We start from the raw sequence: 9,421 nt of genomic DNA, 5'->3' as shown, positions 1-9,421 counted from the left end.
AACCAGATAATCCGATGAGATGCCGGTCTGTCTCACTCTCATGCAAAGGTAAGATCAACCATTTAATCCGCTTACCCGAATTTTTTACCCTTTTCTGATTATTGATACTTTTAATCTTTTGCCGACTATAATGCGTACACGAATACATAACTTTTACGTAAGGAACTTGGCTATGAGTCAATCAACTAAAAAAGCCACGCTTTACAGAATGTCGACACCTGACCACCAATGCCCTTTCGGTTTAAAAACCCGGCACTTACTTAAAGCCAACGGTTACGATGTGGACGACAACCTACTGGAAAGCCGCGAGGAAACCGACATATTCAAGGAAAAACACAACGTCGATACCACTCCACAAGTGTTTATTGGTGATGAACGCATCGGTGGGTACGAAGAGGTTCGAGCCTTTCTTGGAAAACCTCTTCCTGACCCTGACGCAACCAGTTACCGACCCGTTATTGCATTATTTATTATGACAGCGCTCCTCTCCGTAGCCACGTCGTGGTTGTCTTTTGGTCGCGCATTTACCGGACAAACCATCGAGTGGTTCATCAGTTTCTCGATGGTGGTTCTGGCCTTGCTCAAACTCCAGGACGTAGAGAAATTCTCTACCATGTTTCTCAACTACGATCTTCTCGCCAAAAAATGGGTGCCTTATGGCCGTGTTTACCCCTACGCCGAAGGCTTGGCGGGTCTGTTAATGGCAGCGGAATTTGCTCATGTCATTTCCATCCCTATTGCGTTATTCATAGGCATCGTGGGTTCTGTCTCCGTTTTTAAAGCCGTTTATGTCGACAAACGTGAGCTAAAATGTGCCTGTGTCGGTGGCTCAAGTAATGTGCCGTTAGGCTTCATTTCGCTCACTGAAAACCTCATGATGGTCGCTATGGCTATCTGGATGTTTTTTACAATGAACTAGAAAAGGAGCGCTATGCGCTCTTTTTCTTAACGCTTTTTACGTAAAAACAAAATCTCACCAGCGGCAATCAATGCCATACCGATAAGAGACGCCCAAATAACCAGCGGATCGCTTGTCCATTTCACCCATATAAAAGCGGCTAAAACGATGACATCTAGCGTGATTGCGCTGACAAGTATGTAAATATTGGCATTCACTTTTTGTCTAAGATGTCTCAATACCCCCCAGTGGATCGCAATGTCCATAACGATATAAAAAATAGCACCAAGCGAAGCGATTCGGTTCAAATCGAAAAAAGCAGCTAAGACCATAGCCATCACGATAGTGTAAACCAGTGTGTGCTTCTGAATGGAACCTGGCATCCCAAAATGACTGTGTGGCACAAGTTTCATATTGGTCAACATAGCCAACATTCTCGAGACGGCAAACGCGCTCGCGATCACACCGGATACCGTTGCGACAATTGCAAAAGCGACCGTCACCCAAAGTCCAGTCTCGCCATAGACGGGTCTGGCAGCTTCAGCAAGCGCATAATCTTTCGCTTTCACAATCTCATCTATGGACAGGCTCGAGCCAACCGCCAGAGTGACCAGAACATATATTAACGCGCAGATAATCAAAGAAATAATAATGGCACGCCCGACATTTTTCTTGGGCTCAACAATTTCACCGCCACTATTGGTTATTGTTGTAAACCCTTTGTACGCAAGTATGCTTAAAGCAATCCCCGCTAAAATACCGCCGCCGGTAGCTTCTTCTGGAATAGCCGATATCGATTCAAACTGAATGCCTGAGGCCCACAAACCACCAGCCGCTAAAACCACCAATCCTAAAGCCTTAACAAAGGCCATAAAAAACGAGAACGTTTGAATAAACTGATTACTCAAAATATTGATAAAAAACGCAAAGACCAGCAAACCAACCGCCAACAACGGGACAAGCCACTGCGCTTCAAAAGAAATTAATTGACTGGTATAGGACGCAAATGTCCGAGCGACTAAACTTTCATTAATCACCATAGAAAAGTACATCAAGAGTGCGAATATTGCCGTCACACTTCCTTTCCCATAGGCTTTACTGAGGAACATCGCAATGCCCCCCGCTGACGGGTATGCTTTGGCCAGTTTCACATACGAATAGGCGCTGAAACCGGCAATGATACCGCCGCACACAAACGCCAGTACAAACCACTCTCTTGCTAGCTGAGCAACTTGTCCTGTCAGTGCAAAAATACCAGCGCCAATCATGACACCAGTCCCCAGCGACACCGCCCCCCAAAGACTAAGGCTTCCTTTCTGATAACCCTGATGTCCGTGTTCGTGATCGTGTTCCGCCATAATCAGCTCCTGTGGTTGACGTTAGTTGGACCAGTGAATCCGGATAATTTTCCAGCCAGACTCCGGGGTATGTGAAACGGTTACAGTTTCATTCATCGTTAAATCAATCTCACGCCCGTTGTACGCCCCGGAAATACTATATCGAGAAGTGATCACAGCAAGGCTAGCCACTTCATATCGTGTTCTTTCAATCAGCTTGGAAGGAACCGCCTGGCTAAATTTGATATCTGACTTAAGATGATGAGCACTGTATTCAGCCAGGGACCGTTCAACGCCACCACCTTCAAAGATAAGCACATCATCGGAAAGCACGTCTTTAACGACCTCCGTGTCACCTTCAGTTAAAGCAGTTCGAAATGCATCAAGCACAGCGGTCGGCTCAGATAGTTTTTCGGCGCTACTGGGCGCTGAAATAAACATTACCGAAACCATAAAAACACTCACAAGTAATTTCATTCTTCTTATTCCTTACATTAACCGGGGGAAAACGCGCTGCTTAGCGCAGAGGCCAGGGTAAAAATAGTGACAGCCAATACCATTTCCGCCGTTATGGAGTTTTTGAGTCGCTTGGCGGCCGCGTTATCATTTAATTGCGGTACGAACTTTAATTTATGCAATGCGGCAACAAGGAGAATCAGCGCCACAAACACAAGTTTCGCTAGTAGTACCGTGTCATACGACGTAAGCGGCAGCTCTGGCATCCATCGCCCTGTTGCACTACGATACATAACCAAGCCCGCAATAAGGAGTATTGGAACCGCTGCAGACATATGCACACCAAAACGCTCCATAATGGCTTTCGCTTTAGCAAGCGGTACCGACGTTGCCAGCTTTCGCAATGAGTTAAGACTGCCGAACCAAACCCAAGCGACTAACAAGTGTGTTAAAAGCGCTAGCTTTCCCCACCAGACGGCGTCACTGCCGTGACCAATACTTAAAAAGCTCCATCCCATGAGTCCAATGGCGACAACATATAGCACCCACTTTATACGTTTTAGCTTAACAACGGAGTAAACAATCCAAGCAATAGCAACCGCTATCTGAAGTTGGATGAACAACCCAACAGGGCCGGTCCATATAAACTGCATGTAGGTCGTGTCAATCATGCCGGCAAAGCCTTCAGCAGCAAAACTACCGACTCTCAGAAAAAAATACAGAAGGCTTGCCAGTAATAGAAGCCACGCAACAAGGCTATTCTTTCGTTCAGACTGCTTTTTTAAACCGGACAAATAAACGATATAAGGCGAGGCGGTCATCACCGCGTTAAGCCAGAATATAAAGGCCAACGTTAAAACGCTGGCCACACTCCAAAGGGTCATCATTTCACCTCAAAGCTAAAATCACCCGATATTTTATGACTGTCCCCACCCATTGCCGTCCAATAAACCGTATAACCACCTGACGCCAAATTGTTTTTAACAGCAATTTCGTACGCTGCTTTGGGAGTCATGCTCATCGAAAAGTCCAGCGGATGCATTTTACCGTCATCTGAGTGCAGCATAATTTTAGCCAGACGAACATCACCGGAAAAATTCATCGTAATTTCCGTAGGTGACTCGGACAAAGTAGCACCGTCCTCCGGGCTACTGGATGTTAGGCCGACGTGAGCGCTGGCCCATGCACTAAAAAATAACGCGGTACCGAAGGCTAATTTAAGTACGTTTTTCATGTTGTTTCCTCTTTGTTTTATTATCAATTAAAACCAAACTCTGGCCCCAAGGACCACGCCTGTTTCTGTGGTGTCTTCACCCATTCGTTTCATTTCATCTGCCGTATTTCCTAACGCCCCGTTCCAATACACACCGATGTAAGGGGCAAATTCACGACTTATTTCATGGCGATATCGCAACCCTACGCGCAAGTTGCTCAAGCCACTTTGCCGTTCATATTTGTCTGAGTCTGTCAGGTTGGCTGTTAACTCAATGCGAGGTTGTAAGTACGAGGTTTGTGTTAACTGCCACTCGTACTCGGTTTCGCTAACAAATTGGACATCGCCTTCTTCGTTCATCATCAAAGAATTATCCATTTCAAACCAGTACGGCGCCAACCCCATAAAACTCACGACAGCATAATTTTCCATAGACGCGTCCGACGATAAGGTACCTCGCGTACCAATACCGGCCTGAAACGACCAAAACGGAGACACCAAGTATCCATACAGCAGTTCGGCACTTTCCAAGTCAGTGGGCTCACCGTCGTCTTGAACATTCTCCCCTTCACTCTTGAAAACAGCTCGGTGATAGTCACCGCCATACCAAGCCATCATGTCCCAGACGGCTAGGTTCTCTTCCTCGTTGGTTCGCGTTAACTCCAACCGATCGAACAGTACTTGCCCGGTGTAATATTCTTTGACGGGTTCAGGCCAGTCCTCTTTCGCATGTCCGGCGACTGCTAAACCTGGCAACAACGCCGCACCCACTAATAATGATTTACCGTACATAATTGTCCTCCTTATGCGACATTGACCACACGGAACATACCCGCTTTCATGTGATACAACAGGTGACAGTGGAACGCCCAACTACCCGGCGCGTCTGCCGTTATCAATAACGACACTTTTTCGCTCGGCTTCAGGCTAATCGTATGTTTGCGTGGGCGTGGATACTGTCCGTTTTCAAGTTCCATCCACATACCGTGTAGGTGTATGGGGTGGTCCATCATCGTATCGTTTACCATCACCAACCTCAGTCGTTCTCCATGATGAAACTGAACCGGGCCATCCACTTCGGTAAACTTCTTCCCGTCGAAAGACCACATGTAACGCTCCATATTACCCGTTAAGTGCAGCTCTATCTGTCGTTCGGGCTCCCGCGTATCCGGCCATTCATGCGCGCCGACCAAGTCGGTATACACTAAGACTTTATGATCAACGTCTTCCAATCCAATCCCGGGTTCATGCAAACGGCTTACCGGGTTTGTAGCAATCATAGCCGCCCCGGCGCCATGTCCGGACTCACGGTGTTTGATTTTAATGTTTTCGACCGGGAGCTCTTTTTTATGTGTCATTTTATGCGTCATATGGCTGTTATTGCCGCCCATATGCTTCATATTCATGCTATTGCCTTTCATATCACCGGACATCGCCATCGCTCCCATGCCCATAGCGGCCATGCCTCGCTCAGAAACTTGCCGTAGTTCAGGCACTTCAGCCTCAAGACCAAGTTCCGGCGTTAATGTACCTCTGACATAACCACTTCGATCAAAGCTCTCAGCATAAATAGTGTAAGGCTTGTTTTGCTTAGGCTGGACAATTACATCGTAGGTTTCCGCCACACCAATGCGGAACTCGTCAACTGGCACTGGCTTCACAGGCTGCCCGTCAGCGGCCACTACCGTCATTTCCAACCCAGGGATCCTCACATCGAAATAACTCATTGCTGAACCGTTAATGATACGAAGGCGTACTTTTTCACCAGGCTTAAACAATGCTGACCAGTTCATCTGTGAATCGCGGCCATTCATCAGGTAGGTATAAGTACTGCCCGTCACATCCGCAATATCACGGGGGCTCATTCGCATTTGCCCCCACATTTCTCGTTGCTTCCAGGTTTTCTCTAACCCTTGCTGTCGCACGTCCTCGAAGGTCTCAAATATCGTACGTTTTTGATAGTTATAGTACCCCTCCGCAACTTTCAAGTTACGAAACACGGTATCCGGATCTTCGAATGTCCAGTCGCTGAGAATAATGGTATGTTCTCGATCAGCACCAATGTCTCCGTCTTTCGGTTCAATCACTAACGGCCCCAGGTGTCCCAATTGCTCCTGCAAACCGGAATGGCTGTGATACCAATAAGTTCCGTTTTGCTCGACATCGTAGCGGTATTTGAACGTTCGTCCTGGCTTTATCCCTTCGAAAGATACGCCAGGCACGCCATCCATATTCTCCGGCAATATAATTCCGTGCCAGTGAATTGACGTGTCTTCCGACAACCGGTTAGTCACATTTAGCTTTGCTCGCTGCCCTTCTTTTAAACGAATCAAAGGGCCCGGCATTTGGCCATTGATGGTTATTGGTGCTCCTACTTTATTTCCCACGAGCAGTGGGGACTTTGCAATAGTCAGATCAATCTCATCGTTTGTCAGGATCTGATCTTTAAAACTGCGTCCCTGAGGAGCAGCCCAAGTTGGGGCTACTTTGGCGATTGCTAAAGCAGACGCCACAGTGAATGCAGATTTAATAAACTTTCGACGCCCTTTGTTAAACTCATTGCTCATTATGACTCTCCTCTTTTGAGGTTAAATTTTGATAACGTTGAACGTCCTGTTCCTTATCAGACGGCTCATCAGAAACCGATGATTTAAACCCTTTAATCGCACTACCAAGATCGGAGCCCAGGGTTCGTAGCTTTTTGCTACCAAAAAGAAGAATGACAATAACCAGTAAAACTCCTAACTGAACCATACTCATGCCGCCAAATCCCATAGCTAAAGCCCTCCATTTGAGAGTGCTTGCTGCTGCTCTAAACTTGCTATCTGCTTATAAGGTGTAATTGAACCGTCCTTTTTGATTTCATAGACCGTATACGGTTGAAACCGAGTACCCATTTCCATACCAACAGACCCTACCGGCATGCCAGGAACAGTTAATCCAATGCCATTGGCTGACTTTTTCCCAGCTAAATAATGAGAAACCAATGTAGGAGGAACGTGCCCCTCAAAGACATAGCCATTACTAGAAATAGCGGTATGACAGGATTGGACCTCGGCACTAATACCGGCATCACGTTTTCGTTGGGTCAAGTTGTTCGGATGTTGTACGGACACACTAAAGCTATCCGGTAAAGCTTGTAACCACTTTTCACAGCAACCGCAGTTGGGATCTTTTAGAACGGTTAGTTGCTGCTCTTCTACATCGGTTGCAGATACAGACACGGAAAACAGCATCGCCAAAACAGCGATATTGCGTTTGATAGACATAATTATTCACCGATTAATAAGTTTTAAGGGAGCACGCCGAGCGTGTGTTAAATTTCTAGTAACTTATTAAGCGGTAATTATTGGGGGACGGAATAAACTAGACGCGTGTTTGGCACGAATTGAGGTGTCAACAGGTACGTCGACTTTAGTAGAGAAGTTAACTGCAGCGGCATTAACCGAAGAAGACTGTCCGACAAATAAAACCGAGCCGCCGGAACAATGCCGAATGGTCATGTCAGCACAGCACGAGTTATGCTTTTGCGCCTCATGTTCACAATCGCTTGCGTCTGCTTCCTGCATCATGCTGTGCTGCATTTGCCCGTCATCATGGCATGCGTGAGCATCTGCCGTTTGCGAAAACGACATCGACACCAATAGCACTGTCATTAATAACAGAATTCGAATTAGCACGAGCACCCTGCTTTTTGCAATTTAATAAACTTCAGTCTAACGTCATTTTAACGCATGTCAAATAAGGAGCAGATAATGATGAATCACGAAATGTTCGCAGGTATGGGCTTTCTATGGATGCTGATTGTGGGAGCTATTTTTATTGTTCCCGCATGGCGTATCTGCCAACGAGTTGGCTACCCTGGTCCATTGGGTCTTCTGATTGTTATCCCTATCGCAAATATCATTCTTCTTTACTTTATAGCGTTCGGCCCATGGAAAAATGTTGATAAATAGCTAATTCACTTTAACCAAAGCAACAAGTATAGCTTTTCATCTCTGATCAGAAGCACGAATTTATGGGTATACGGATTTAATGGTTGATGGGGCACCTTCACCCCATCAATCTGATACCACCCTCAGATGGTTGATAGATCGACTCCGTAGTTGAGTTCCTCTGCGAAGTCCGGCAGTCCGTAACCGATGGTTTTCTTGTAGAAAGGAGAGACCTTCGCAGTCGGTGCCTTCTTCTTGTGCTTCGTGGTGTAGAGCATTCGTGCCCGCATCACCTCGAAGGAGTAACCGCGCCCTTCACGGTTCTTGTCCTTGGCCAGTCGGTTGATGGACTCCGTGTAAGCGTTGGTGACGGGCATGTCCGTCTCGAAGTAGGTCATGGTCTCTTCGCGCCAGTTTCCCACTGCCCTGACCAGATCGCTCCAGACTTCCTTTTGGCCCTTCGGGATGGTGGCTATCCACTCGTCCAGGGCGGCTTCTGCCTGGAGCCGTGTGGTGGCGTCCCAGATGCCGTAGAAGCGCTCCTTGTGCTCGTAGGCGGCCAGCAGTTGCGGGAACGCGCCTGTCCAGGTCTCCATGATGAGGCGCTCCCGGTCTGAGACTTCGTGAGCGCGTTTCAGCAGGATTTTCCGGTCTCCCTTGAGAGTCCGGCTCTGGGACGGTTTCAGCTCCTTTCTGAGGCCCTTGCGCACTCTCTCTAGGGCATCGTTGGCCATGCGCACCACATGGAACTTATCGACCACGATACGGCCCTGGGGCAGCACAGCCTTGACCGCTGCCCGGTAGGGGTTCCACATGTCCATGCTGACGATCTCGACCTTCTGCCGGTCTTTCAGCTTCATCAGGTAGTTGGTCACCACGTCCTGGCGGCGGGTGGCCAGCAGGTCGAGCAGGGTTCGCTCCTCAATGTTGGTCAGAATGCAGCGGTAGCGCTTGTTCAGGTATAGCTCGTCAATGCCCAGGATGCGGGGCGTCTCGAAGCGGTGCCAGCGCCCCAGGAACTCGGCGCGGGCGTTGAAGATGTCGCGCACCGTCTTCTCGTCCAGGCCGGTCTGTGCCGCCACAAAGGTGTAGGGGTGGTTGAAGGATTCCTTCTCCACGTACTCATGCAGCCGCAGTGTCATACGGAATCCGTCCACCGATCTCCGGTAGCTGGGGCCTGAATGTTGTCTTGCAGGCCCGGCAGGTGTATCGGCGGCGGACCACCCAGAGAGTGACCCGCTTGCCGTGGATGGGCAGATCACGATAGGGAACGTCACGCTTGCCGAACCGTACGAACTCACCCTGCACGCCGCATTCCTCGCAGGCGATGGGATCGGGCACGTCCACCTGGAAGTGCATTTCGTCGTCGGTTGATTTGCAGCCCAGTACTTGGAAGGATGTTGTCGGGAAGTTCGGTCATGGTGTTGTATAGGCGTAGGTGTCAGTCAGATCCATCCGGCTCGGCATTGGTGTTTGCTTTTTTACCCAACAAGCTGCTGGAAACGAAAAGTAAGGCACCGAGGACAATTGCAATATCAGCCAGGTTGAAGGCCGGCCAATGCCAGTCTCGCCAATAGAAATC

Annotated in this window: 12 protein-coding genes and 1 pseudogene; 2 read left to right on the top strand and 11 right to left on the bottom strand. The window is 48.3% G+C overall.

Going from position 1 to position 9,421, the window contains the following annotated elements; all coding sequences use genetic code 11:
- The first annotated feature begins 172 nt into the window (after positions 1–172).
- Positions 173–919, top strand: a complete 747-nt coding sequence (locus KQY15_RS18780; RefSeq protein ID WP_100690644.1) for a MauE/DoxX family redox-associated membrane protein — start codon at positions 173–175, stop codon at positions 917–919.
- Between the two features lie 26 nt (positions 920–945).
- Here KQY15_RS18780 and KQY15_RS18775 read toward each other — a convergent pair whose 3' ends face one another.
- The 9 genes from KQY15_RS18775 to KQY15_RS18735 form a co-directional block, all read right to left on the bottom strand.
- A complete protein-coding gene (locus tag KQY15_RS18775; protein ID WP_217671439.1) occupies positions 946–2,256 on the bottom strand; it encodes an APC family permease in 1,311 nt (436 codons plus the stop codon).
- Between the two features lie 21 nt (positions 2,257–2,277).
- Positions 2,278–2,712, bottom strand: coding sequence for a YybH family protein (locus KQY15_RS18770; protein WP_008489764.1), 435 nt, complete (start codon positions 2,710–2,712; stop codon positions 2,278–2,280).
- Between the two features lie 17 nt (positions 2,713–2,729).
- Positions 2,730–3,575: a CopD family protein gene (locus tag KQY15_RS18765; RefSeq protein ID WP_217671438.1), complete on the bottom strand. Its 846-nt coding sequence runs from the start codon at positions 3,573–3,575 to the stop codon at positions 2,730–2,732.
- Positions 3,575–3,925, bottom strand: coding sequence for a copper resistance CopC family protein (locus KQY15_RS18760; protein ID WP_006956248.1), 351 nt, complete (start codon positions 3,923–3,925; stop codon positions 3,575–3,577). The genes KQY15_RS18765 and KQY15_RS18760 overlap by 1 nt, the downstream gene beginning before the upstream one ends.
- A 27-nt stretch (positions 3,926–3,952) precedes the next feature.
- Positions 3,953–4,696: a copper resistance protein B gene (locus KQY15_RS18755; protein WP_217671437.1), complete on the bottom strand. Its 744-nt coding sequence runs from the start codon at positions 4,694–4,696 to the stop codon at positions 3,953–3,955.
- A gap of 11 nt (positions 4,697–4,707) precedes the next feature.
- Positions 4,708–6,471 carry a copper resistance system multicopper oxidase gene (locus KQY15_RS18750; protein WP_217671436.1) on the bottom strand — a complete coding sequence of 588 codons (1,764 nt, stop codon included), beginning with the start codon at positions 6,469–6,471 and terminating at the stop codon, positions 4,708–4,710.
- Complete coding sequence (tatA, locus tag KQY15_RS18745) at positions 6,461–6,679, bottom strand: twin-arginine translocase TatA/TatE family subunit (RefSeq protein ID WP_217671435.1); 219 nt, start codon at positions 6,677–6,679, stop codon at positions 6,461–6,463. The genes KQY15_RS18750 and tatA overlap by 11 nt, the downstream gene beginning before the upstream one ends.
- Positions 6,680–6,681: 2 nt before the next feature.
- A complete protein-coding gene (locus KQY15_RS18740) occupies positions 6,682–7,173 on the bottom strand; it encodes a DUF411 domain-containing protein (protein ID WP_254795853.1) in 492 nt (163 codons plus the stop codon).
- Positions 7,174–7,239: 66 nt separating this feature from the next.
- Positions 7,240–7,584: a hypothetical protein gene (locus KQY15_RS18735; protein ID WP_217671434.1), complete on the bottom strand. Its 345-nt coding sequence runs from the start codon at positions 7,582–7,584 to the stop codon at positions 7,240–7,242.
- A gap of 75 nt (positions 7,585–7,659) precedes the next feature.
- Between KQY15_RS18735 and KQY15_RS18730 the strand changes: the two genes are divergently transcribed.
- Entirely contained in the window at positions 7,660–7,860 is a 201-nt protein-coding gene (locus KQY15_RS18730) for a hypothetical protein (RefSeq protein WP_006956255.1), read from the top strand.
- Positions 7,861–7,982: 122 nt separating this feature from the next.
- Here the strand turns inward: KQY15_RS18730 and KQY15_RS18725 are convergent.
- A pseudogene (locus KQY15_RS18725) lies at positions 7,983–9,259 on the bottom strand (ISL3-like element ISPpu12 family transposase).
- Positions 9,260–9,280: 21 nt separating this feature from the next.
- Positions 9,281–9,421, bottom strand: a 141-nt coding sequence (locus tag KQY15_RS18720) for a signal peptidase II (RefSeq protein ID WP_194297706.1), incomplete at its 5' end; no start/stop codon positions are given.

Source organism: Arsukibacterium indicum (genome assembly GCF_019100565.1).
Taxonomy (GTDB): Bacteria; Pseudomonadota; Gammaproteobacteria; order Enterobacterales; family Alteromonadaceae; genus Alishewanella; species Alishewanella indicum.
This window is presented reverse-complemented; position numbering and strand designations above follow the sequence as displayed.

Excerpts from the sequence above, each read along its gene's own strand:
- KQY15_RS18760 (WP_006956248.1), bottom strand. The coding sequence starts at position 3,925 with ATGAAAAACGTACTTAAATTAGCCTTCGGTACCGCGTTATTTTTTAGT.
- KQY15_RS18755 (WP_217671437.1), bottom strand. The coding sequence starts at position 4,696 with ATGTACGGTAAATCATTATTAGTGGGTGCGGCGTTGTTGCCAGGTTTA.
- KQY15_RS18780 (WP_100690644.1), top strand. The coding sequence starts at position 173 with ATGAGTCAATCAACTAAAAAAGCCACGCTTTACAGAATGTCGACACCT.
- KQY15_RS18730 (WP_006956255.1), top strand. The coding sequence starts at position 7,660 with ATGATGAATCACGAAATGTTCGCAGGTATGGGCTTTCTATGGATGCTG.
- KQY15_RS18770 (WP_008489764.1), bottom strand. The coding sequence starts at position 2,712 with ATGAAATTACTTGTGAGTGTTTTTATGGTTTCGGTAATGTTTATTTCA.
- KQY15_RS18750 (WP_217671436.1), bottom strand. The coding sequence starts at position 6,471 with ATGAGCAATGAGTTTAACAAAGGGCGTCGAAAGTTTATTAAATCTGCA.
- KQY15_RS18740 (WP_254795853.1), bottom strand. The coding sequence starts at position 7,173 with ATGTCTATCAAACGCAATATCGCTGTTTTGGCGATGCTGTTTTCCGTG.
- tatA (WP_217671435.1), bottom strand. The coding sequence starts at position 6,679 with ATGGGATTTGGCGGCATGAGTATGGTTCAGTTAGGAGTTTTACTGGTT.
- KQY15_RS18775 (WP_217671439.1), bottom strand. The coding sequence starts at position 2,256 with ATGGCGGAACACGATCACGAACACGGACATCAGGGTTATCAGAAAGGA.
- KQY15_RS18765 (WP_217671438.1), bottom strand. The coding sequence starts at position 3,575 with ATGACCCTTTGGAGTGTGGCCAGCGTTTTAACGTTGGCCTTTATATTC.